Source organism: Thermosynechococcus sp. PKX82 (genome assembly GCF_031583255.1).
In the GTDB taxonomy this organism is placed as follows: domain Bacteria; phylum Cyanobacteriota; class Cyanobacteriia; order Thermosynechococcales; family Thermosynechococcaceae; genus Thermosynechococcus.
Map to the genome: position 1 here is coordinate 123,352 of NZ_CP134169.1, position 21,389 is coordinate 144,740.

The window sequence follows — 21,389 nt, forward strand, 5'->3', positions numbered from 1 at the left end:
ACAAGGTATTAGGAGGGTATGATGCCGCTAAATGAGCTTCACCGTACGTAGCGTGTGAAACAAAATTGTCGCCAAGGCGATCGCGCCTGCAACAATGACAAAGTACAAAACAATTCCCATCATGTTTCTCCTCAACAGGTAGTGATTTACCTCGGAATTCAGAATACCCTAGGCTGTGCCTACAAAACTAACATCACTAAAGCGCTTTTGTGCCTCGCTGACGGGACGATTTTTGCCTTCCTCTTGCCAGTAGTTAATGATTTCGGTGGCACGGTTGAGGAGTTCAATCCGCTCGGCTTCCGTAATCCAAGATTTCTTCTCTAACTCCGCCTTCAGGAGTTCCCAAGCATCGGTGCGCGGCCAAAAGAAGTAGGAGGTGAGGGGGCTTGTCCCTTTGCCAACAATTTGATCGACAGCGATCGCCACGTCTTTTTCTAACCAAAGTACTCTCAGGGTAAAGCGGGACAATTCTAACCTCCTAAAACTCGTTTTTCACAAAAAGCCATCCTTTATAATAACCAATCAGGCCAACTGCATACAAGTTTCTGGAGAGCTGCCGTTGAGTCCCCCCTGTGCCTGTGTCTTTTTTGATATTGATGGGGTAATTCGCGATGTCAGTCGTTCCTATCGCCGTGCCCTAGCGGATACCGTCGAGCATTTTACGGGGGGTGCCTATCGTCCCAGTCAAAAGGAAATTGACAACCTCAAGGCGGAAGGCTGCTGGAATAACGACTGGGAAGGGTCGCGTGAACTCATTTATCGCTACTTTGAACGCCAAGGGAAACCCCGCTGCCAAGTGCCCTTGGATTACGAGCGCCTTGTAATCTTTTTTGAGGAGCGCTATAGCGGCCAAAATTGGTGCGGCTATATTCAAGATGAGCCACTGCTGGTGGATGTTGCCTATTTTCAGGCTCTTGATCAGGCACAAATCCGCTGGGGGTTTGTCAGTGGTGCGACGCGGGACTCGGCAGAATATGTTCTGAAACACCGCTTGGGTCTCGATCAGCCCCTTTTGATCGCCATGGAAGATGCCCCCGGCAAACCCGACCCCACAGGACTCCGCATGGCCTACCGTCAGGCCGCGGCTCAGGAAACCATTCCTGCCTTTTATGTGGGGGATACAGTGGCGGATATGCAGACCGTTGTCAATGCCCGCAAAGAACAAGCAACAACGCCGTGGATTGCCTTAGGGGTGATTCCTCCCCATGTCAAGCCCGAAGATCGGCAACGCTATGGCGATCGCTTGCGCTCAGCGGGAGCCAGTGCAGTTTTTGAACACACGCGCGACATTACCCCAGCGATGGTGGCAGCGTTCTTAGGGCAATTGGCTGCCCACGACTCAAACTGCGGGCAATAAGATCACAGCGTTCATTGCCGACATCGCCACTATGGCCACGCACATGGTGCCACTGGACTAAGGGATCATTGAGGGCATCTAGCTCCTGCCACAGGTCTTGGTTGAGAACAGGCTTTTTGGCGGCTGTTTTCCAGCCCCGCCGTTTCCAGTTGTGGATCCACTCCGTAATTCCCTTGAGGACATATTCGCTGTCGGTGTAAAGGGCGATCGCGCTCCCCGGAGCCAGTTGGCGCCATGCCTTGAGGGCTTCAATGGCCGCCTGCAATTCCATGCGATTATTTGTGGTCGCGGGGTGATGTCCTCCCAGTTCCTGCACAGAGCCGTCGGCAAAGTAAATGACCACGCCCCAGCCCCCCGATCCCGGATTGCCTTCGCAGGCACCATCGGTATAAATGGCACGAATCTCGGTCATGAGTCTCTATGCTCTCCAAAGGTTGCAAATAAAAAAGGGTGGCCACAAGACCACCCCCGAAACAAATGGATACCAAAGACTACTTGATGCTGACTTTGGCGCCGGCTTCCTCGAGTTCTTTCTTAGCGGCTTCGGCGTCTTCTTTGGTGGCACCTTCTTTCACGGGTTTGGGCGTGGATTCCACCACTTCCTTAGCTTCCTTGAGACCCAAGCCGGTCAAAGAGCGCACCACTTTGAGCACGGCAATCTTCTTGTCGGCGGGGACTTCTTCGAGAATGACATCGAAGGCGGTTTTCTCTTCGACTTCTTCTGCGGGAGCAGCAGCCCCACCACCCACAGGAGCGGCGACCATCATGCCACCGACCGGCGCAGCGGCACTGACACCAAAGGCCTCTTCAATTTGCTTGACCAGCTCAGCGGCTTCCAGCAGGGTCAAGGATTTCAACTTTTCGAGAATTTCATCGGTTGCAGCAGACATTGTCAACTCCTATCGTTTCAAGGTTGGAAAACAAGAACAGGTGGCTTCCCAAGGGAAACCGAAAACAGGATCGATCTATGCCGCACCTTTGTCGGCGATCGCCTGGGTTGCCCGCGCCAAGGAAGCAGGAACCTCCTTGATGCCAATGGCAATCTTCGCTGTGACGGCATTGAGGGCACCAGCAATCTGCGCCATGAGTTGTTCTTTTGAGGGCAGATCACCAATGGCCTTCACTTGCGCTTCATCAAGGGCCCGTCCCTCCATGACCCCACCGCGTAGGGTGGTTTTTTTCGTGGCCTTTTGGAATTCTTGGTAGGCCTTGATCGTGCCGCCAATGTCATCCTTGACCAAGAGGAACGCCGAAGGTCCCTTAAGGAATTGGGTCATGGGTTGCCAAGTGTCACTTTCTTTAACCGCCAATTCCATCAGCGTATTTTTAGTGACCTTGCAACTGGCATTACACTTGCGCAAGCGTTGCCGCAAATCCTTCATCTCAGCATCGGTGAGACCTTGGTAGTCAATCACCAGTGCCATTTGTGACTCGCTCAGGCGTTCCTTTAGCTCCGCCACAATTTCTTTTTTGTTTGCTAGCGTGCGTCCCACGCGCATCACCTCCTGTAGTCAGTGAAAGAAAAACCCCAGCAGTGGTGCCGGGGCGATCGCCCAATCCCAACGGATGGACTTCGCAAACCTCGGCAGGAAGATTATGTCTGAGCCAGACCCCTGCGGTCTTCGGTTTCAGTCTTGAGTTGTCCAGTATTGGGCAATAGACAAGTCCTCCTTAGGCGGCTTCGGCCAGTTTTAGCTCCCGCAGGGCGTTGATGTCCACTTGAATGCTCGGCCCCATGGTGGCGGCCACATAGACACTGCGCCAGTAGCGACCCTTGGCACCACTCGGGCGGTTGCGGTCAATACTCTCTTGTAGTGCCTTGAGGTTAACGAGCAAGTCTTCGGCGCTGAAGCTAGCTTTGCCAAAGAGCACATGGACAATCCCGGTGCGATCGGCGCGGAATTCCACTTTCCCCGCCTTGAACTCTTGAATCGCTTGGGGCAAGTCAAAGGTCACCGTACCGGCTTTGGGCGATGGCATGAGCCCCCGCGGACCCAAAATCCGACCCACTTTGGCCACTTGGGGCATCATATCGGGGGTGGCAATGAGCAGATCAAAGTCCATCCGCCCCTTTTGAATTTCGTCAATGAGTTCCTCTGAACCCACAACATCGGCACCGGCGGCACTGGCTTCAGTCACTTTTTCACCCCGGGCAATGACCGCGACGCGAATCGTTTGACCGGTGCCTTTGGGGAGCGCCACAGTGGTTCGCAATTGTTGGTCGGTATATTTGGGATCAATGCCCAAGCGGATGTGGGCTTCTGCCGATTCAGGAAATTTGGCTGTGGCCGTTTCCTTCAGCAGTTGCAAGGCCTCGAGGGGAGCGTAGGGACGATCCTCCACCTTGGCATAGAGTTCGCGCAGTCGTCGCGAGAGTTTACGCATCAGAATTTACCTCCACGGGGTACTAACGAAACGCAGTTTCTCCCCCAACACAACAACGGACTCAACAGGAACACACGAAGGAAAGCTTTAGTCGGCAATGGTCACGCCCATATTGCGAGCGGTGCCTTCGATAATCCGCATGGCCGCTTCAATATCGTTGGCATTGAGATCCGGCATTTTCTTCTCAGCAATTTCCCGCAGTTGGGCACGGGTGATCCTGCCCACTTTTTTCTTGTTGGGTTCGCCGGAGCCTTTTTCAATGCCCGCAGCTTTTTGAATCAGCACGGAAGCGGGCGGCGTTTTCAGAACAAAGGTGAAACTGCGATCTTCATAGACCGAAATTTCAACGGGAACCACCATCCCCACTTGATCGGCGGTGCGAGCATTGTACTCTTTGCAGAACATCATGATGTTCACACCGTGCTGACCAAGGGCTGGACCAATGGGGGGAGCAGGGTTGGCTTTACCCGCTTGAATGGCAAGTTTAATAACTGCGACGACCTTTTTCGCCATAGTGAGTTAGCGTCCTAATCTACTTTTTCCACTTGAGTCACTTCGAGTTCGACCGGCGTTTCGCGGCCAAAAATCGAGAGTAATGCTTTCAGTTTGCTGCGCTCAGCACTGACTTCAATCACCTCTCCCTCAAAGTCCTTAAAGGGACCATTGAGAACTTTGATCTTATCACCACTATTGAGATCAATGCGGTGAACCGGTTCTTGTTCTTGGGCTTTGCGGAAGATGCGATCCACTTCGGCCGGACTCAGGGGCATGGGCTTGACGTGACCGCGGCCGCGGCCTGTACTGCGGCGTTGCTCGGCACCCACAAAGTTAATCACATTGGGGGTGTTTTTAATCACCTGCCAAGCTTCATCATCAATTTGCCATTCACCCGTTTCGGGGGACTGCTGTGCCCGCACTTGGACAAGAACATAACCGGGAAAAACTTTTTCCTCAATGGTTTGCCGCGAGCCATCTTTTTTGATTTTGATGACGGGGGTTTGGGGAATTTCAATGCGAAAGATGCGATCGGCCACATCCAGCGTATGGAGCCGCTGCTCGATGGTGCTTTTCACTTTTTTTTCGCAGCCAGAGGCCACCTGCACGGCATACCAAAACCGTTTGACCTTACCCGCTTGATCCCCTTCGGCCACTTCAACGGTGTCGTCAAGAGGATCGTTCAGATCAGAATGATCAGTAAATTCACTCACCATAGGCGCGTACTCGTAGGAATCTTTGGCTGTCTAGAAAATCAGTGTGGCCAGCCAACGAAAGAGTTCATCCACTAGGTAGATGACCGCAGCCGAAAGGGAAACGATGAGAATGACTGCCGCAGATTCGCCAATCAGACGCTGGCGATCGGGCCACACCACTTTGCTGAGTTCTTCCTTGGTTTCGCGGAAAAACTCGGTTAGATTAAAGCCACTAGTGGGCTTTTCGCCTTCGGTACTCTTGGTCACGGCGGCACTCCTTAGGGCGGGGGCAGCCCGTTGCTACCCGTTTAATTCAGCGCGATTTATTATCATAGCAGGTTTCTTCTTTTTAGGAAATCCCGATGTTTGATTGCTTGCGATCGCGCACCCTCACGACGGCTATGGGTGAGGTGGCCTACGTTACCAATGATCTCGGCAATGTTAACCCTGCTCGGCCGCCTTTATTTTTTTGGCATGGCTTTGGCGGTGGCTCGAGCCGCTATGAATGGTCGGCAGTTTATGTGGCCTTTTCAGCCGAGTATCCCCTTTTTGCTTTGGATTTGCCCGGTTGGGGCGCCTCTGAGCATCGCGATCAACCCTATACGGTGGCGGCTTATGTGGATCATTTGCTAGAGTGCCTTGGTCAATTGACGGCAGAACCAGCGGTGGTGATCACGTCGTCACTGACGGCAGCCTTTGCCATCCAAGGGGCGATCGCCCATCCCCAACGCTTCCGTGGCCTGATTCTCACCTGCCCAACGGGGTTGAGTGATTTTGGTCAAGATTACCGCCAGACCCCCCTTGCCCAGATTGCCCGCCAGCCCTATGTGGATATCGCCTTTTATCGCCTCGGCGTGGCCAATTCCCTGAGTGTGCAGTCCTTTATGGCCAATCAACAGTTTGCTCGACCTAGCCGCATCAGCCCGGAAATGATTGCCACCTATACCCAAGTAGCGCAGTCGGCGGGGGCAGAATTTGCCGCGTTGGCCTTTGTGCGGGGTGATCTCTGCTGCGATCTCAGTCGCTTTTTACCCCATTTGACGGTGCCGACCTGTATCGTTTGGGGAGAGCAGGCAAAACTCCCTCCTGTGGCCGTGGGTCAACGCTTGGCACAGTTAAACCCCGAGGCGATTCGTGCCTTTGATGTGATGCCAGAGGTGGGACTAACGCCGCAGTTGGAGTGCCCTGCGGTGATGATTGGCTGGATTGATCGCTACCTTGGCCAGTTGCTGGCCTCCCCTTGAGGTGATCTAACGCTGGGCATTGGCAGTGGCGGGTAGGGTTGTGCCATAGACACGGGGGCGATCGCCCTGGGCCAATTGGGTGCTGCCTTGAGTATCCACTGCCCAAATGGTGGCTTTGGGGTTCCCCATGGTTTGGGTTTGAAAGAGTACCCGTTGCGGATCCGTTGTGCTCCAGCCCAAAAGGGTGGCAAAGTCGTATTCATCAGCGGTGGGATAAACCGTGGCCACATGACCCACCCCCGCCTGCCAAATCCATGCGCCATCGCTAATTAAATCAGTGGCAAACAAGCCGCCAAGCTGGCGCACCAAGAGACGATTACCGGTTTCTGACCAGCCAACTGGAACTAGTACTGCAATCAGACCTTGACCTTGGGGCACCTCTGCCAAAAATTCAGGCGGCATTTCCTTGAGGCTTTCAATGCGCTGCTGACTGCCGCTCTGGCGATCGCGAATTTCAAGAACGCTCACCAGTTGTTGCCGTTGCGCCTCGGGATCAGCCGTGAAGTAGAGGGTGGCCTGTGCCACATAGCGGCCATCGGGAGAGAGATATTGGGGCGTCTGCTGAGTCAAGCGGAGAGATTTCTTAGCCTTTAGAGCAGCGGCGTGGCCGTCGTCAATCCATTTCCAAGGGAGGGGGAAAGGACTCTGAAGCGGATCTGTGACTACTGTTTCTACGGGTTGATCGGGGGCTGAGGGTCGCTGGGCTTGGGCAGGCGTTACTGGGGCGATCGCAAGGGCTGTCAATATCCCACAGATTGAGGAGATGAAAAAGCCCCGCCACGGCGCAAATCGGGTTACCATGAGGTCACTCCTCTGAAATAAAGTTTGCTTATTTTATTGACAGTTTGGTTAAACGAGTGACGACGGCTCCTCACACCTCTAGCATAGCAATTGGCCTAGGCCGATCGCAGGAAAATTAACGAAGTTTTATGCTCTTGACAGAATTAGTCAAAAAATCTTGTGACTATTTGCAATCATTGGCAGTCATTGAGATTCATTCCCAGTGGTTTCCCCTCAGTTCCCCCTCGCTCAAAGATGCGGGGACGAGCCCCTATGCAGTGAATGCTAAAGGGCATTTGGCGTGGCCCAAGGGTCGGCACTCCCTCTGGTTGGGGCAGCGAATCACGGTACCCGCGACGGTTCAAGGCTATAGTGTGGCGGGTTTAACTCTACGCCTTGATCTCACGTGGTGGGCGGATCGGGCAACGGTGTATGTCAATGGTCAGGTGGTGCATCAGGGGGATTTATTTGATCATTCGGTGAGTCTGTGCCTAGGGGAGGCGGTGACCCCCGGCCAAGCGTGGGAGGTGGTGTTGCATCTTGTGAGTCCCGGCCACGATGACGGTGCTTTGGTGAGATCAGGCCTGCGGTTTGAATCGCCAACGGGAGTGGATCCCGACTTTATTGCCACTGAGTTGGACATTTTGGCGATCTTTGGTGAAACCCTCAACCTGCAACCCCTTGAACCCCTGCTGAAGGACGTTTTAGAAAGTCATGGACAGCGCCCCATCTTAGATCCGTTACTGGCGGAGATCCACGAGAAAATGCAGGCGATCGCTACCCCCTTGCGGCACTTCACCATGCACCTGTGTGGCCATGCCCATCTGGACTTGGCGTGGCTTTGGCCGATCGCCGAAACGTGGCAAGTGGCACAGTCCACTTTTCGATCTGTCTTGCAGCTGAAGGAACGCTATCCCGAACTCACCTTTACCCACTCCACTCCCGCCCTCTACGCCTATTTGCAGATCCATGCCCCAGAACTTTTTGGGCGGATTCAGGAAGCCGTGGCAGCGGGTTGGTGGGATGTAGCGGCAGGCCTTTGGGTCGAACCGGAACTGAATCTGATTAACGGTGAATCCATTGCCCGCCAGATTCTCTATGGCCAGCAGTACGTACAGGAGGCCTTTGGTGGCATTAGCCCCATTGCTTGGTTGCCCGATACCTTTGGCTTTCCGGAACGGCTCCCCAGTTTCTTGGCTCAGGGGGGCATTCGCTACTTTGTCACCCAAAAATTGCGCTGGAATGACACCACGCGCTTTCCCCACGGTTGGTTTGTCTGGCGGGATGTGGCGGGGGCGGCGGTGAATGCCCTGATGTCAGCACCCATTGGCGAGGGGATTGCTCCCGTGAAAATGGCTGCCTATGCCCAAGAGTGGTGGCAACAAACGGGAGCGCGGCGCAGTCTCTGGCTCCCCGGTGTCGGCGATCATGGTGGTGGACCAACGGCAGACATGTTAGAACGGGTGCGACGCTGGCAACACCTCGGTGGTATTGGGCCGCAGTGGCAATGGACAACCGTGCAGCAGTATCTGGAACAATTAACCCAAGAAACACCCCCTACAACCGCTTGGCAAGGGGAACTCTACTTGGAATTCCATCGCGGCTGCTACACCAGCCATGGTGATCAAAAGGCCGCCCACGATCGCGCCCAACGCCAACTGCAAGAGGCGGAACGCTGGTGTGCCCTCGCGGCAATCACAACTTCTTTTTCCTACCCCAAAGAAGAACTCAAAGCCTGTTGGCAACAACTTCTCTTTAACCAGTTTCATGATATTCTCCCTGGCTCCTCGATTCCAGAGGTCTATGCTGAGGTGGCGCCAACATGGCAGCAACTCCTGACCACGACAGAGACAGTCCTAAGGGAAGCACAAACAGCGCTGTGCCAGTCGATTGACGGCGGTGAACCGCCGGTGACAGAGGCAATTCCCGTTGTGATTTTCAATGGATTGGTGGGCGATCGCGCCGGGGTTGTCCACATTGACTTGGCGCAGCTACCGCAGGAGGTTCCCTCTTGGCGGGTTTATTGTCCACGGGGCGACTACGATTTACCAGCGCAGTTGAATGCTCCCCAAGGTTGCTTGACGTTTCGTACCCCTGAGGTGACGGGAATTGGCTACACGCTGCTGTGGCTCTGCCCGCGATCGCGCCCTGATACGTTACCAACCCCACCCTTGGGCTATGTCTTAGAAAATAACTATCTCCACGTTGAAATTGATCCGGCAACAGGGGAAATCACTAACCTGTATGACAAGTTGAATCATCGTCCCTGCTTGGGCGATCGCGGTAATCAACTGCAATTTTTCCGTGATCAGGGGCAATACTGGGATGCTTGGAACATTGACCCCAACTATGGGCAGCATCGACTGCCGGGGGCGACCCTAGAGGCTATTGAATGGGTGACGTGGCATCAACTGGAGCAGCGACTACGGGTCAGATGGCGCTTTCAGTCCTCGCAGATTCAGCAGGAGTATGTGTTGCAGTATCAAACCCCGTGGCTGCGCATTGATACGGTGATTGACTGGCAGGAGGAACATATTCTCCTCAAGGCGGCTTTTCCCTTGGCAATCAGTGCTGAGCAGATCACCTGTGAAACTCCCGGCGGCGTTACGCTGCGCCCGACCCTTCCCAATCCCCACCTCAGCGCCCATGAGCAAACAAAATGGGAGGTGCCCTTTTTAACGTGGGTGGATCTGAGTACCCCAGAGTATGGGGTGAGTCTTTTCAGCGACTGCAAGCATGGCCTTGATGCCCAAGCGAATCAACTGCGATTGACCCTGTTGCGATCGCCCACTTGGCCAGATCCGACGAGCGATCGCTGTCAGCACCGCTTTAGCTATGGTGTGTTTCCCCACAGTGACTCGTGGCAAGTGGCCGGTGTCCCGCAGCAGGCGGCTCAGTTTAATCAACCTCTGAGGGGAGAAATTGCCCCCGCCAACCCATCAGGATCATTACCGCCCCACGCTCAGCTTCTCCATTGGTCGGATGCCCGCATTCAATGCCTTGCCCTCAAACAACCAGAGGATGGACAGGGTTGGCAATTGCGAGTAGCAGAAGTGGCTGGGGAAGGGGGCACCTTGGAACTGCACTCAACGCTAATCCCATGGCAGATCAAAGCACCGCAAACACTCTTGGAGACGCCCACAGAGAATACCAACACAGTGACCCTCAGCCCATGGCAAATTCAAACCTTCCGACTACACCCTTGACCTACAATTGCGCCTTGAGGATTCTTGGCGATTCTCAGACAAATCTCCCTCACTCAAGCAGGGCAGCTTGTTGACATTACAGCACATCAATCGTCGGGAAAGCTGTTGAAACATGACTCAAGTCTAAACTATAGCTATTCCAATAAAGAATGAGATATCATCCAGCACAATACTTGCGAATCACCTCATCAATTGAACTGTTTGACCCTGCATACATCCGCGCTCGCTTCAGCGCACTAAAGTCGTGCTCAATCACATTCAAATCAGGAGAGTATTTCGGTAAAAATAACACCTCGTGACCCGCCGCTTTCACCACTGCCTGAATCACCCCTTTTGGATGAATCGGTACATTATCCATCATCAACAACGAACGTTTCTCTAACGCCGGCAAACAGTACTGACTCAGCCAGCTTACAAACCCTACCGCATTCAAATATCCGCAAAACAGCATTGGGGCGATGAAGTCTTTCTGGTGTCTATACCGTCCTGCTACTAATACCAATATCATCTAAAGAACCATATTATTTGCTTATTATGGCCAATACTACAACAGATAGTACAAACTCAGCCAATATGCTCCCATGAAACAGCCGTACCCCGCTCAATGGCCTGATTCACTCGCTTGCCCAGCAGTACCTCATAGTATTTAGGAGGCAACCCATACCCAGGGCGAATCGAACGAATACACTCTGGCGTAATCACTTCCCCTGCCACCATATCTTTGACAAAGTACAGTGAGCGGCGATACACCAGCGACTTTTTCTCCGCCTCCGTAGGCCCATAGTGCACCCGCCCCAGCGCTTGATAAGCCCGCTGCGTTTCCTCCACCAGCAGTTTCATTTCGTGGGGTTCCAAACTAAAGGCGGCATCTACCCCGCCCTCAGCACGACTCAGCGTAAAGTGCTTTTCAATGACCGTTGCCCCTAGAGCCACCGCCGCTACTGCGACACCGATGCCCAGCGTGTGATCCGATAGCCCCACTTCACAGCCAAAGAGTTCCCTTAGGTGCGGAATTGTCCGTAAGTTAGAATCCGTTGGACTCGCAGGATAAGTGCTAGTACATTTGAGCAAGACAATCTGATCATTGCCGGTTGCCCGAATTGTTCGCACCGCTTCATCCAGTTCCGCAAGAGTTGCCATCCCTGTAGACATAATGATGGGCTTGCCCGTTTGGGCGACCCGACGGATCAGTCCTAAGTCCACATTTTCAAAGGAAGCAATCTTATAGATTGGGCAATCCAACTCTTCAAGAAAATCAACTGCTGTTAGATCAAAAGGGGTGCTAAAGGCAATTAAACCCAGTTCTTGGGCACGCTTGAAGATGGGTTCGTGCCACTCCCAAGGGGTATAGGCTTTTTGGTAGAGATTGTAGAGATATTCCCCTTGCCAAAGACTGGTCTTGTCACTAATGAAAAAATCAGGTTTTTCACAGGAGATTGTGATTGTATCAGCCCTGTAGGTCTGAAGTTTGACGGCATGGGCGCCAGCTTTTGCTACAGCTTCAACAATAGCTAACGCTCTCTCTAAGGATTGATTATGATTACCCGACATTTCGGCAATGATGAAGGGAACAGTGGTTTGGAGTTTATTAATATTGATTTTGCTCATCATTATCTAACGTAGGAGACTTTACTTGCTCAATTTTAACTTGACTTTCAATATAACCATAGCGGAGGTGGGGTGAACGGAAAGAAATACGAAAATTACCAATTTCTAGGAAAGCTGGCGGATACCCCTCACCATCTAGCATTCGAATAAAGTTGTACAGACTTTCAAGAGATGATATTTGACTGATATCAATTCTGCTTTCATCGGGTTTGCGTCGCTTGAAGTAAGTAGGGGTTCCGATTTGGGGTGTGGGAGATGGATTTTTCTTTATAATCCTGATGATCATGTTCTCAATGATCTTACTAGCACGAATTAGTATCTCATCAGCAGTTCCGTGAAGGCTAAGTGGCTCCTTTAGGTAAATTGGTCCTCCATCCAATTCTTTAGTACACTGAATAGCAGAGATAAAAGTACTTTCAAATCCTTGCATAATTAAGTTCTGTAGCGGACTTCCTCCACGTCCAAAAGGAAGATCAGTCATATGAAAAATGACGACTTGAAAGTTCTCATAGATTTCTGCTGGAATTAATTTTGACCAATGGGGTACAAAGATCCAGCGAGGCGACAGCTCAGATAAATTATCATGGGTAAAATCTGATTCTTTTTGAATTAAATGTGTTTTAGCTTTGATTTTTCTTGAAATTGAATCGACTAAAAACTTATTTCTTTCTCTATTCGTAACAATCACAATACAGTCATTGCTCATCTTATGATTCTCCCAACCTGAAATGCTTCTGCACTAAAAAGACCCACGGATGAGCCACGAATATAGGCTAGGTACTTTACCACATCTATAGAGCGATAGTGAGGATATTGACGCATCTCTTTAGAATACATGTCCAATGCTCTCAACTTAAGGTCAAGTGCATTTTCAGTATCATTCACTTTCTCGGATAAATTCACAAAGTACTGCGGAATAAAAGTATTAGAAGCCGTTGGTGTATTCCATCCAGTGGCAGAGGGTACCTCAAAGAACAGAATCTGCTTTACCGAACTACCGGGCAAGGGGCGTACTGCTGTCATAACTGCTTCATGGGTAATACGGTGATCAATATTGAGATCGCCGTAGTGATGAGTATAGATTACTTCTGGACGAATGTCATCTATTACTCCCTCAATTACTTTCACAACATCCAGCAAGTCCACGCTGTCCATCCGATTATCTGGAAAGCCACCAAAGCGCACATCCCTACACCCTACCACTTCCCCAGCCCTTCGTGCTGTTTCCTTCAGTTGCTCCAGTGCCTCCTCCCATTCTTCAATATCTCGCTTGGCGCTCCGACTGGTTAGGCCTTCGGCCAAGATTAGAGTAGTCACTTTATCCCCGTGGGCAGCATGTAAAGCTATCGTGCCACCACAGCCAAGAATTTCATCATCAGGATGGGCAGCAACGACTAATACCGATCTTTTTCTAAAATAACTAGTCATTTTTCATTGAACTAAATTTTGATATTTTTAAGATGTAACGCTGGCCTTTGTAATCAAAAAAAGCAGGATACTTTTCATTATCTGCAATTCTAAAAAGGTTAAATTGCTCATGAAGCGTTTTCGATATATCCAAACGAGAATCCTCTGGTGTCCTCTTCCTATAATATGTTACCTCTCCTTTTTGAGGAATTCCCTTTTCTAAAATATCTGGATATGATTCGATAAATTTTTTACATAATTCTATTGTTTTCATTGCTTGCTTCTTCCTTATTTCATCAATAAGTTCATGCCCTTCTAATTCTATTTGGTCTCTTAAGTAAATCTCACCTGAGTCAACTTTCTCAGCTGCCCTAAACAAAGTGATTGGAATTATATTCTTGCCTTCTAAGATTTGCCAAGATACCGGAGACCATCCACGACCTTTTGGTAAATCACTTTCATGAACGACAACAGCTGAGGAAAATTGTTCAATATACCTACGAGCAACTATGCTCCAAAAAGATAATATAAAAAGAATATCACCCCCCTTCAGCGCATCCTGCCGATGCACCCAACTAATCTCATGCTCACCAGATAAATCCAATATCCACCTACTTAAGTAATCATTAATCCATGATTCTTTCTGAGACAAAATACTAATCTTCATAACCCACAACTAGTTTTTTTCAAAAATTTATCATTATTTTAACTATAGCTTATTATCTTAGCTGAACGGTAACATCCTTTTGCATCTACAAATTCACACCTCTTTCCCAGTCTTTCGAAACCACTTTTATCTTTGATCATTTGATTAAAGAATTCTAAAACAGCACAAAATGATAAATGGAAGCACAGTTTATGGAAGCCTTTCTCCCATAAAGCTTCACAGAACTCTATTTGATTATCAGAGGTCACTACAACAATTCCCGTCAAACCAAGGCACATTCGCTCCCATGTAATAGAACCTCCAGACCCCAAGTACCATGAGCACCTTAACATAATGTCGGGCATTTGATCTGTTTGAATATGCAACTGTCCTTCAGGGAAATACTGCATTTGCGATTCCACTTCCGCACGGTGAGGGTTGGCTCCACCAATCACCACTTCAGGGGCAAAATCCCCAATTTCCCGCAGGATTTGCAGGGCTCGGGTTGTGTAGTTCTGGGGATCCATCCCGCCAAAAAAGACCAGTACCTTACGTGGATCAAACGGTGGGCGTCCTTGTCGCTCCAATTTTTCGCGGGCAGCGATGAACTCTGATCTGAGGAGAGCGTACTCAGGCCCTAGCAACTGGCAACAGTGCGGAGGAACTAAGCCGACGTAGCGATCCCAGCGATGTGTATAGTTTTGATCCAGCAAGACATCACAATCATGGAAGCGGTTGGCAAGGTCATCAATGACAAAAATTTGCTTGACCACTGGGCGCAACTGCTGCTCCCACGCCTTATCAATGCCGTAGTGATCGACAACCAGCCAGTCAGGGGTTGCCTCTAGACTTTCGATAATTTGCTTGGTTTGTGCTGCATCCACTTGTTGAGGCACGCCTAGGTCAGCCGCTGTTGTGGGTTCAGCTCCCCTTGGCAGCTCATAGACCCTAAAGCCCTTTTTCTGCACAAGGGCGATGATATTGTTTGGATGGTTGCGACAAATGAAAATACAGGTTGCCCCTTGCTCACGCAGCGCTGTTGCCAATGTCATACACCGCATGATGTGGCCAGTGCCAATGTGGGTTGCCGAGTCGGCACGGAAAACAATGAGCATTTCCTAGCCCTCCTCCCTAGTTGAGTCTTCGCATCTCTGCATGGCAGATTGATCCCTTTAGCAGGGTCTTGACATCCCGACCCTCTTCACACTCTTTGATGAGACCAAAGACTTCATCTAGGGCTTGACCATAGCTCTGAATGATCTCCGGTGTATGCTCTGTGCAAACATATACGGCGTTGGTTGCCAAATAGCCTCGTGCTAGATTAGTAACTTTATTGATTTTAGCACTTTAATTGTCTCTCCTGTAGGATCACTTCCACCATAGGAAATCAGAATTTTCTTTCTATTATCTTGTACAGTACAGTCTTGATCACTATTCTTTACAGCAATAAAATGTGAATCAATTAGTGCATATCTTAAGCCTACTAATTGATGACAATTAGTTGATTTCTTTAGCAGATTTTTATCAAAAGGAATATCAATATCACTCAATACTATATCTGCATAGTGTTCTTTATTACGAAAATCATCAATCACAAGTATTTTGTATCCAGATTCAGCAACTCGTTGTTCCCACGAAATCCCCAAATTATAGCTATCTAGTACTACCCAATCAATTGACAAGTTTCTAATTGCTATTAATGTACATTCAGCATCAAGTAATTCTTTATTAAAGTTATTAGCAAATATATTACTTTTGGCCAGATTCCTATAAATGTTTCTCATACAAATATGATGAAAACCCTGTAAAAGATCGTGGCTAATTGACGAAAGAGAAACAATGTAGACACAAAAGCCATCTTCAAATAACTGTTTTGCTAAGGTTAAACAACGTCGTAAGTGTCCTAGGCCGATCTCTGAATTAGCCTCTACCCTAATCGCAATATTACCTAACCTTCGCATATAAATAATGTTTCCTGAACAATGGTATTAGTTCTGTTTTTCAAACAGCCTAGATAAGAAAAGCCCCAGTAGAAAACGACTACCATGAATCCTGCACCACTTCGGTAGAGTACAGTACTTTATACAGAAGTTCGGCACGCTGCCAATCCTCAAGGGTATCGACATCCACAACCCGCCACTGGGGAATGACAAGACCAATACCTTGCTGATGAATACTGATGTCTGCAAGCCATGCTTCAGTTTTGCCCCAGTAGAACTGACCTGCATCATAATAAGCAGGCTCTAAATCCTGAGTACGTTCTTGCTCATACTCTGGATAAAAAGGCTCCATCTGACCAGATGGATGTCGTCGTAAAGCTCGCTGTATGGGAGAAGGAAAGATCGTCACGGGAAAAACATAGGGAGCATTAGAACTCAGTAGCATGTTTAAGGCAGCTTTGAGATCATCAGCCTGTAGCAAAGGAACAGCGGGGTAAATACAGCACACTAGTTCAGGATGATAACCCTGCTCTTGCAATACTTGAATACCATGAGCAATGACTTGTGTGGTGCCTGCATAGTCATCAGCTAGGGAAGCTGGCCGCACAAAAGGAACCTCTGCACCCCATTGAGAAGCAATAATAGCAATCTCTGGGTCTTCAGTAGAAACAACGATGCGATCAAATAAGCAGGAGTCTTGAGCGATCGCGATCGCGTAAGCAATCATCGGCTTTCCACAGAAGTTACGGATGTTTTTGCGAGGAATTCGCTTGCTTCCTCCCCGCGCAGGAATAATCGCGACTTTCATTATGTTAGGGTTGCGGTATAGTTTGTCAGTAGTTTACTGGTTCTCTTTATGAGTCATCCTGCGCTCTACAATACCGATTTTTATGCGTGAACGCAAGAGCAGTGTCAAGCTCTTGTCAATAAGGCATGGGCAGATCTGGATGGATTAAATTATGTTTTCCCCTGTCTTTATCTATAGCGATCGCTTCCTCGAACACCGCTGCCGCCAGTTTCACTTTGAGCGACCCGAACGGTTAGTGGCCATCCGTCAGCACTTAGAGGCAGCATTTCCAGCAGCAGAATGGCGTGAACCTACACCTGTCGGAGAAGGATTAACTCCTTGGTTGGAAAAGGTACATAGTCGGGTGTATTTAGACCAATTAACGCGGATTGCAGCACAAGGGGGCGGCTGGCTAGATCCCGATACCTACCTCAATGACCAGAGCGATCGCGTGGCGCGGTTAGCAGTACAGGCGTGGCTCGATGGGGTAGATTTAGCTGTACAGCGGCAGCAACCGATTTTTGTTTTGGCACGCCCCCCCGGCCACCATGCGTTGCGGGAGCGGGGAATGGGCTTTTGCCTACTAGCGAATGCAGCCATTGCTGCCCACTATGCCCTCAGTCTGCCAAGGATAAGACGAGTCGCAATTCTCGATTGGGATGTCCACCACGGCAATGGTACCCAAGCACTGGTTCAAGATCATCCTCAGATTGCCTATTGTTCACTTCATGAGTTTCCTGCCTATCCCTATACAGGAGAGGGGAGCGATCGCGGGCACCACAACAACGTCCTCAACTTACCCATGCCCACAGGCTCCACTGGAGCGGCCTATCGCACTGCTTTTCAAGATCAAGTCATGCCCTTTTTGCAGCAATTTGGCGCAGATGTGCTCATCATCAGTGCGGGCTATGATGCCCACCGCGATGATCCCCTTTCTAGCATTGAATTACAGGAGGCAGACTATGGCTGGATGATGCACCAGTGCTTGCAGATCACTCACTGTATTGTCATTGGCTTGGAGGGAGGGTACAACCTTAATGCCTTGGGGCGATCAGTAGTCAGTGCTGTCGAGGTAGTTGCTCGCCTCTAAAATCGTCCAGAAAATAAAGCCATTACAGACTTAATAAAATCCTTAAGCCAAAGCCTAACCAAGCCCAAATGAGTTGCATAAATTGAATGTTCAATAACTCTAGCATTAATAAACCTAGGATTAATAAAAATACGTCCCCCTTTTTGTTTTATTTGCCTGTGAAGCTCAACATGTTCACATACTTCTTCGTTATTTTCATTTGTTCCACAATATAAAACATCTAGCAAAATATGTTTCTTATAAATTGCACATCCACCAAATGCGGAATCGACTTCTATCCAATCCTTGCATTTAGATATGTTTAACATTCGGCTATATACAGCAGAGGTTAAAGCTGTATACCTACTAGAGCCGTGGTTTATTAGGAATTGGTAACTCTTCCAGCAGTCATTGGGAGACCATAAATAATGACGCAATGCCCAAATGTCATAATAGGGTCCATTTTGGCAAGCACAACAAACATCCCAATCGCTTCTCTCGAAGCAACTAGAAATAGATTCTTGGGTTAGTTGGTCACCTACTTCATCTAGATCAATAACCATGACATAGTCAATATTCTCATACTTAGGTGATTCTTTTAGCTTCTGTAGGTATAAATTTCTGCAATAAGCAAGTCGTTGTGTTCTAAGAGGTATCTTTTCCTGTAGTCTTCCTAAGCTAATAAATTCGAAATTTGAAACCAGTTGTTTTAGTTTCAATAACTCAACAATAGTGTCATCTTCACTATCCGATTCAATAATTAACCATTTTGTATCAAAAGCAGATTTTAGATTCTTTTCTAGTTTTAATACTCTTTTTAAGATACTATTTCCAACGTTACGGACTGTTCCAGTGATTAACAGGTTTATCATTGCTGATCACCTTAGTTAGAATTTTTAAAGTTTGAATTAGTTTTCTTGAGGTTATTTAATCATTAAGCATTAAGTAATGATCAGGTAAAGTTCTTGACTGCATTAGTTTCTTGATTATTAAGAATGATGCAAGGCTGATAAATCTAGTTGTTAGAAGGTGAAAAGCAAGTCTATTCAAATTTTTACGAGTAAACATATGTATACCGTTTGAGCTATAAAAGTTCATATTAAGTAAATTTGCTAATTTAGCAAGAGTTTTTGCTTGAAAAAAGCTAATATGCTGGCCTGTTTTAAATACATAATACCACCAGCTGATTGGTGGAGGTGAATCTCCGGAAAAAAGCTCAGTTGTGAAAATAATTGTTTCGGCAGAACTCATTGCAATTGTTTCCTTCATGAAAGTTAATGGATCAACCAAATGTTCCATTACTTCAATAGCTATGACAGCCTTACAACACCCTAGCTCACTAGTATATTCAAAACCGCGTGCAAATAAATTTTGGCAGTACTTATCATTCCAATAGCAATCAAAACCAATATCACGCATTAAGCGAGTTAGTATACCATATCCACCAGCAATATCTAGATACCTGCCTTCCCCTCTTTCATTAAAAAGCCAGTATAAAATTGATGCAACTTTAGGAAGTAAAGATAAATTACGGATCAGAATTCCTGTATCTGCTTTACTTATGGCTGATGAATATGCTTCACCTAACCAAAAGGGATCATCAGCTTTTAGATAGCCACATGTTTTACAGAAGTAATATTTAGCAAAATACTTATCTAATACTTGATGAGAAAAGCAAAACTCTAGGCTACTCCCACAAATAGGACATATTTTATTAAGCTGATAATATGTACTCATTTTTACAATTACTACTCCCTAAGAACTTGATTTAAAAAATAAAACGATAAAGTTTTTCCTTCAATAGCCTAATTACACTCAATGGCGAGTGTATAAACTTACCACCAAAATGCTCATTGAAGGTATCATTGAAGGTATACTTATCTGCTTCTACATCAACAGCCACTTCACTTGGATGTTGAATCTCTCCTATTGGAAAAACGGGCAAGTTTGCATGAATATGACCTGCAGTCTTTGTATGAGTTGCATCAGAACCAAAACCAATATTACTTACAAGATTAACATTGGGTGTTGCCGTTAACCCGCCATGATACCAGACACAGGCCGTCCATTGATAGTCCCATGTATTAATCTCACTTGAATACACTCGATTAAAAATCTTACGCCAGTATCCCTCCTCAACAGAGTTAAAGTGAAGATTTTGCCACGCTGATGATTTGCTCCACGCCGGCCAAAATGAGATGTTTACGTCGTATTTAGACCATGCCCGTTTCCACGTAGCCCAACCCCAGCAGTGATTATATTTAGAGAAATAATAGCTAGCTTTTCCACGCCACTGCCCATCCTGAAAGTTGTTTCCCGTGATAACCCAAACTCGTTCGTCTTGTTCGTAGTATTCAAGCAATTCATCACAAAACCTAAAAAAGTCAGGATGGGGCAAACAGTCATCTTCTAGAATAATCCCCTTTTCTTCGTGCTCAAAAAACCAAGTAATAGCACTACTGACCGCTACCTTGCATCCTAGGTTCTTCTCTCTAAAAAGAGTTTTAACTTCACAAGGCCAATCTACTTGCGTAACAATCTCCCTGACCTGTCTAACTTTCTCTGCTTCACCGTCATAGTTAGGTCTAGGACCATCTGCAGCTATATATAACCTTCTGGGTTTCACTTGACAAATCGCTTCAAACACTTTTGCAGTGGTTTTGGGGCGATTAAACACTACAAGTAATACCGGGCTACTTATCATAGGTCAAGATTCGTAAATTCCGAATAAATTTTAAGATAAATCGAAATAAAATCAAATCAATGTAGCTTATCACGACTGCTAAACGAAATGTCAGCCTTTGCTTTGTAAGGTCATTGACACCCTTTATATCTACTAGAGATAGACCAGAACGGATAACACTCTTAATTTGGTTTCGGTAATTCTTAGTTTCTTCTATAAGGATAAAGATTTTTTTAAGGTAATGAATATAAGTACTTGTAGTTCTTTTATCGTAATCAATAGATATATTAGTGCAAACAGTAATAACCTTCATGTAGTCAGTGTACAGCCGCTTTGTCCTTTCGTAATCTGTTGCTCCCCACGCTTCCCAGTGACACCTATTAAGAACTGTATGAACAAACCAGTTTCTATTAATGAAGAAGCAATTATATTTTAATAGTAAATCAAAAAAATAAATGACTGGAAAATAAGCATTTTCAATATTTTCATTCCACAAACTGAAGTTTATCAGTTTAGGCCTGAAGAAAAGCCCAGTTAATATAAATCCATTATGTAAATAGCGAATTGAGTTTATGGTTCCACACGGTATTAAGGTATCTCGCTCAAATGGCTTACACACTACACAATGAAGAGAACCATCTTCTAAGTATGAATATCTTGGCACAAAAAATGAACCTATTTGTACATTTGTGTTATTTTCGTAGCTAGTTAAGTTATCTATGAAATTAATTATATCAATTAAGATGTTCGGCTGTAAGTAGTCATCATCAGTTAGGATGCACGCGAAGTCAGCAGAAGATTCAAAGACCATATCACGAATATTTAGGCTCATACCTTTGTTATAAGTATTAGTCCTTATATCAACTATTTCTGGTAATATATCGACTTGCCTTCTTATTTCATCGCAGCTAAAGTTCGGAGTACAGTCATCAACGACCACAACACTTACTTTGCCAGCCAATTCAAATTGTTTAACCTGAGTTGTTATAGACTGTATCGCTCTTACTAGTGTTTCTAGTCTTTTATATGATGGAATAAGAAACTCAAGTTTTTTCCTTGGATACATGGCTACACTATAGATAAACTT

The 21,389-nt window shown here is 47.5% G+C and carries 24 protein-coding genes, 1 pseudogene and 1 other annotated feature; of the genes and pseudogenes, 4 read left to right on the plus strand and 21 right to left on the minus strand.

Annotation, left to right across the window (positions count from 1 at the left end; translation table 11 throughout):
* Positions 1–168: 168 nt before the first annotated feature.
* Positions 169–468 carry a 30S ribosomal protein PSRP-3 gene (locus RHH53_RS00600; protein WP_149817201.1) on the minus strand — a complete coding sequence of 100 codons (300 nt, stop codon included), beginning with the start codon at positions 466–468 and terminating at the stop codon, positions 169–171.
* A 91-nt stretch (positions 469–559) separates the two neighbouring features.
* Between RHH53_RS00600 and RHH53_RS00605 the strand changes: the two genes are divergently transcribed.
* Positions 560–1,357, plus strand: coding sequence for a TIGR01548 family HAD-type hydrolase (locus RHH53_RS00605; protein ID WP_302678567.1), 798 nt, complete (start codon positions 560–562; stop codon positions 1,355–1,357).
* Here RHH53_RS00605 and rnhA read toward each other — a convergent pair.
* The 7 genes from rnhA to secE form a co-directional block, all read right to left on the minus strand.
* The gene (gene rnhA, locus RHH53_RS00610) at positions 1,290–1,769 is read right to left on the minus strand and encodes a ribonuclease HI (RefSeq protein WP_310453087.1); all 480 of its coding nucleotides are present in this window, start codon (positions 1,767–1,769) and stop codon (positions 1,290–1,292) included. The two genes, RHH53_RS00605 and rnhA, sit on opposite strands and share 68 nt — an antisense overlap.
* Positions 1,770–1,848: 79 nt before the next feature.
* A complete protein-coding gene (gene rplL / locus RHH53_RS00615; protein ID WP_149817205.1) occupies positions 1,849–2,247 on the minus strand; it encodes a 50S ribosomal protein L7/L12 in 399 nt (132 codons plus the stop codon).
* A 75-nt stretch (positions 2,248–2,322) separates the two neighbouring features.
* Positions 2,323–2,850: a 50S ribosomal protein L10 gene (gene rplJ / locus RHH53_RS00620; RefSeq protein WP_149817208.1), complete on the minus strand. Its 528-nt coding sequence runs from the start codon at positions 2,848–2,850 to the stop codon at positions 2,323–2,325.
* Positions 2,851–2,868: 18 nt separating this feature from the next.
* Positions 2,869–3,001, minus strand: a sequence feature (ribosomal protein L10 leader region).
* A gap of 27 nt (positions 3,002–3,028) precedes the next feature.
* The gene (rplA, locus tag RHH53_RS00625; RefSeq protein ID WP_190278287.1) at positions 3,029–3,745 is read right to left on the minus strand and encodes a 50S ribosomal protein L1; all 717 of its coding nucleotides are present in this window, start codon (positions 3,743–3,745) and stop codon (positions 3,029–3,031) included.
* An 84-nt stretch (positions 3,746–3,829) separates the two neighbouring features.
* On the minus strand, positions 3,830–4,255 hold the full coding sequence (rplK, locus tag RHH53_RS00630) for a 50S ribosomal protein L11 (RefSeq protein WP_206200619.1): 426 nt from the start codon (positions 4,253–4,255) through the stop codon (positions 3,830–3,832).
* 14 nt (positions 4,256–4,269) lie between these two features.
* Positions 4,270–4,953 carry a transcription termination/antitermination protein NusG gene (gene nusG / locus RHH53_RS00635; protein WP_149817215.1) on the minus strand — a complete coding sequence of 228 codons (684 nt, stop codon included), beginning with the start codon at positions 4,951–4,953 and terminating at the stop codon, positions 4,270–4,272.
* 30 nt (positions 4,954–4,983) lie between these two features.
* On the minus strand, positions 4,984–5,199 hold the full coding sequence (gene secE / locus RHH53_RS00640) for a preprotein translocase subunit SecE (RefSeq protein WP_149817217.1): 216 nt from the start codon (positions 5,197–5,199) through the stop codon (positions 4,984–4,986).
* Between the two features lie 95 nt (positions 5,200–5,294).
* On the opposite strand from secE, the gene RHH53_RS00645 reads away from it, so the two are divergent.
* Positions 5,295–6,176 carry an alpha/beta hydrolase gene (locus RHH53_RS00645; protein WP_310743928.1) on the plus strand — a complete coding sequence of 294 codons (882 nt, stop codon included), beginning with the start codon at positions 5,295–5,297 and terminating at the stop codon, positions 6,174–6,176.
* A 6-nt stretch (positions 6,177–6,182) separates the two neighbouring features.
* Here the strand turns inward: RHH53_RS00645 and RHH53_RS00650 are convergent, their stop codons facing one another.
* On the minus strand, positions 6,183–6,977 hold the full coding sequence (locus tag RHH53_RS00650; protein WP_206200621.1) for a hypothetical protein: 795 nt from the start codon (positions 6,975–6,977) through the stop codon (positions 6,183–6,185).
* A gap of 176 nt (positions 6,978–7,153) precedes the next feature.
* Here RHH53_RS00650 and RHH53_RS00655 point away from each other — a divergent pair, with 176 nt between their 5' ends.
* Complete coding sequence (locus RHH53_RS00655) at positions 7,154–10,162, plus strand: glycoside hydrolase family 38 C-terminal domain-containing protein (protein WP_310743929.1); 3,009 nt, start codon at positions 7,154–7,156, stop codon at positions 10,160–10,162.
* Between the two features lie 157 nt (positions 10,163–10,319).
* On the opposite strand, the pseudogene RHH53_RS00660 reads toward RHH53_RS00655, so the two are convergent.
* The 8 genes and pseudogenes from RHH53_RS00660 to pseF form a co-directional block, all read right to left on the minus strand.
* Positions 10,320–10,658, minus strand: a pseudogene (locus tag RHH53_RS00660) (transposase); the annotation flags it as partial.
* Positions 10,659–10,726: 68 nt separating this feature from the next.
* A complete protein-coding gene (gene pseI / locus RHH53_RS00665; protein WP_315863522.1) occupies positions 10,727–11,770 on the minus strand; it encodes a pseudaminic acid synthase in 1,044 nt (347 codons plus the stop codon).
* Positions 11,751–12,476: a formyltransferase family protein gene (locus RHH53_RS00670; protein WP_310743931.1), complete on the minus strand. Its 726-nt coding sequence runs from the start codon at positions 12,474–12,476 to the stop codon at positions 11,751–11,753. Before RHH53_RS00670 ends, pseI begins: the two co-directional genes overlap by 20 nt.
* Positions 12,473–13,198, minus strand: a complete 726-nt coding sequence (locus RHH53_RS00675) for a PIG-L family deacetylase (protein ID WP_310453092.1) — start codon at positions 13,196–13,198, stop codon at positions 12,473–12,475. The genes RHH53_RS00670 and RHH53_RS00675 overlap by 4 nt, the downstream gene beginning before the upstream one ends.
* Positions 13,191–13,844: a formyltransferase family protein gene (locus tag RHH53_RS00680; RefSeq protein WP_310743932.1), complete on the minus strand. Its 654-nt coding sequence runs from the start codon at positions 13,842–13,844 to the stop codon at positions 13,191–13,193. The genes RHH53_RS00675 and RHH53_RS00680 overlap by 8 nt, the downstream gene beginning before the upstream one ends.
* Positions 13,845–13,882: 38 nt before the next feature.
* Positions 13,883–14,938, minus strand: coding sequence for a UDP-2,4-diacetamido-2,4,6-trideoxy-beta-L-altropyranose hydrolase (gene pseG / locus RHH53_RS00685; protein ID WP_310743933.1), 1,056 nt, complete (start codon positions 14,936–14,938; stop codon positions 13,883–13,885).
* A 201-nt stretch (positions 14,939–15,139) separates the two neighbouring features.
* The gene (locus tag RHH53_RS00690) at positions 15,140–15,784 is read right to left on the minus strand and encodes a hypothetical protein (protein ID WP_310743934.1); all 645 of its coding nucleotides are present in this window, start codon (positions 15,782–15,784) and stop codon (positions 15,140–15,142) included.
* Between the two features lie 79 nt (positions 15,785–15,863).
* Positions 15,864–16,571 (minus strand): pseudaminic acid cytidylyltransferase, encoded by a 708-nt coding sequence (gene pseF / locus RHH53_RS00695; protein ID WP_206200628.1) that lies wholly within the window; start codon positions 16,569–16,571, stop codon positions 15,864–15,866.
* 151 nt (positions 16,572–16,722) lie between these two features.
* Between pseF and RHH53_RS00700 the strand changes: the two genes are divergently transcribed.
* Positions 16,723–17,640 (plus strand): histone deacetylase, encoded by a 918-nt coding sequence (locus tag RHH53_RS00700; protein ID WP_310743935.1) that lies wholly within the window; start codon positions 16,723–16,725, stop codon positions 17,638–17,640.
* Here the strand turns inward: RHH53_RS00700 and RHH53_RS00705 are convergent.
* Genes RHH53_RS00705 through RHH53_RS00720 form a run of 4 tightly spaced genes read right to left on the minus strand, consistent with a single transcriptional unit; the run spans position 17,637 to position 21,368 of the window.
* On the minus strand, positions 17,637–18,491 hold the full coding sequence (locus RHH53_RS00705) for a hypothetical protein (RefSeq protein WP_310743936.1): 855 nt from the start codon (positions 18,489–18,491) through the stop codon (positions 17,637–17,639). The genes RHH53_RS00700 and RHH53_RS00705 overlap by 4 nt on opposite strands.
* A 55-nt stretch (positions 18,492–18,546) precedes the next feature.
* Positions 18,547–19,356, minus strand: coding sequence for a class I SAM-dependent methyltransferase (locus tag RHH53_RS00710; RefSeq protein ID WP_310743937.1), 810 nt, complete (start codon positions 19,354–19,356; stop codon positions 18,547–18,549).
* A gap of 31 nt (positions 19,357–19,387) precedes the next feature.
* Entirely contained in the window at positions 19,388–20,296 is a 909-nt protein-coding gene (locus RHH53_RS00715; protein WP_310743938.1) for a glycosyltransferase family 2 protein, read from the minus strand.
* A gap of 16 nt (positions 20,297–20,312) precedes the next feature.
* Positions 20,313–21,368, minus strand: a complete 1,056-nt coding sequence (locus RHH53_RS00720; RefSeq protein ID WP_310743939.1) for a glycosyltransferase family 2 protein — start codon at positions 21,366–21,368, stop codon at positions 20,313–20,315.
* Between the last annotated feature and the right edge of the window lie 21 nt (positions 21,369–21,389).

What these genes read in the sequence shown, in the direction of transcription:
- rnhA (WP_310453087.1), bottom strand. Translation starts at nt 1,769, where the DNA reads ATGACCGAGATTCGTGCCATTTATACCGATGGTGCCTGCGAAGGCAAT.
- rplL (WP_149817205.1), bottom strand. Translation starts at nt 2,247, where the DNA reads ATGTCTGCTGCAACCGATGAAATTCTCGAAAAGTTGAAATCCTTGACC.
- rplK (WP_206200619.1), bottom strand. Translation starts at nt 4,255, where the DNA reads ATGGCGAAAAAGGTCGTCGCAGTTATTAAACTTGCCATTCAAGCGGGT.
- nusG (WP_149817215.1), bottom strand. Translation starts at nt 4,953, where the DNA reads ATGGTGAGTGAATTTACTGATCATTCTGATCTGAACGATCCTCTTGAC.
- RHH53_RS00645 (WP_310743928.1), top strand. Translation starts at nt 5,295, where the DNA reads ATGTTTGATTGCTTGCGATCGCGCACCCTCACGACGGCTATGGGTGAG.
- RHH53_RS00650 (WP_206200621.1), bottom strand. Translation starts at nt 6,977, where the DNA reads ATGGTAACCCGATTTGCGCCGTGGCGGGGCTTTTTCATCTCCTCAATC.
- pseI (WP_315863522.1), bottom strand. Translation starts at nt 11,770, where the DNA reads ATGAGCAAAATCAATATTAATAAACTCCAAACCACTGTTCCCTTCATC.
- RHH53_RS00670 (WP_310743931.1), bottom strand. Translation starts at nt 12,476, where the DNA reads ATGAGCAATGACTGTATTGTGATTGTTACGAATAGAGAAAGAAATAAG.
- RHH53_RS00675 (WP_310453092.1), bottom strand. Translation starts at nt 13,198, where the DNA reads ATGACTAGTTATTTTAGAAAAAGATCGGTATTAGTCGTTGCTGCCCAT.
- RHH53_RS00680 (WP_310743932.1), bottom strand. Translation starts at nt 13,844, where the DNA reads ATGAAGATTAGTATTTTGTCTCAGAAAGAATCATGGATTAATGATTAC.
- pseG (WP_310743933.1), bottom strand. Translation starts at nt 14,938, where the DNA reads ATGCTCATTGTTTTCCGTGCCGACTCGGCAACCCACATTGGCACTGGC.
- RHH53_RS00690 (WP_310743934.1), bottom strand. Translation starts at nt 15,784, where the DNA reads ATGCGAAGGTTAGGTAATATTGCGATTAGGGTAGAGGCTAATTCAGAG.
- pseF (WP_206200628.1), bottom strand. Translation starts at nt 16,571, where the DNA reads ATGAAAGTCGCGATTATTCCTGCGCGGGGAGGAAGCAAGCGAATTCCT.
- RHH53_RS00700 (WP_310743935.1), top strand. Translation starts at nt 16,723, where the DNA reads ATGTTTTCCCCTGTCTTTATCTATAGCGATCGCTTCCTCGAACACCGC.
- RHH53_RS00705 (WP_310743936.1), bottom strand. Translation starts at nt 18,491, where the DNA reads ATGATAAACCTGTTAATCACTGGAACAGTCCGTAACGTTGGAAATAGT.
- RHH53_RS00710 (WP_310743937.1), bottom strand. Translation starts at nt 19,356, where the DNA reads ATGAGTACATATTATCAGCTTAATAAAATATGTCCTATTTGTGGGAGT.
- RHH53_RS00720 (WP_310743939.1), bottom strand. Translation starts at nt 21,368, where the DNA reads ATGTATCCAAGGAAAAAACTTGAGTTTCTTATTCCATCATATAAAAGA.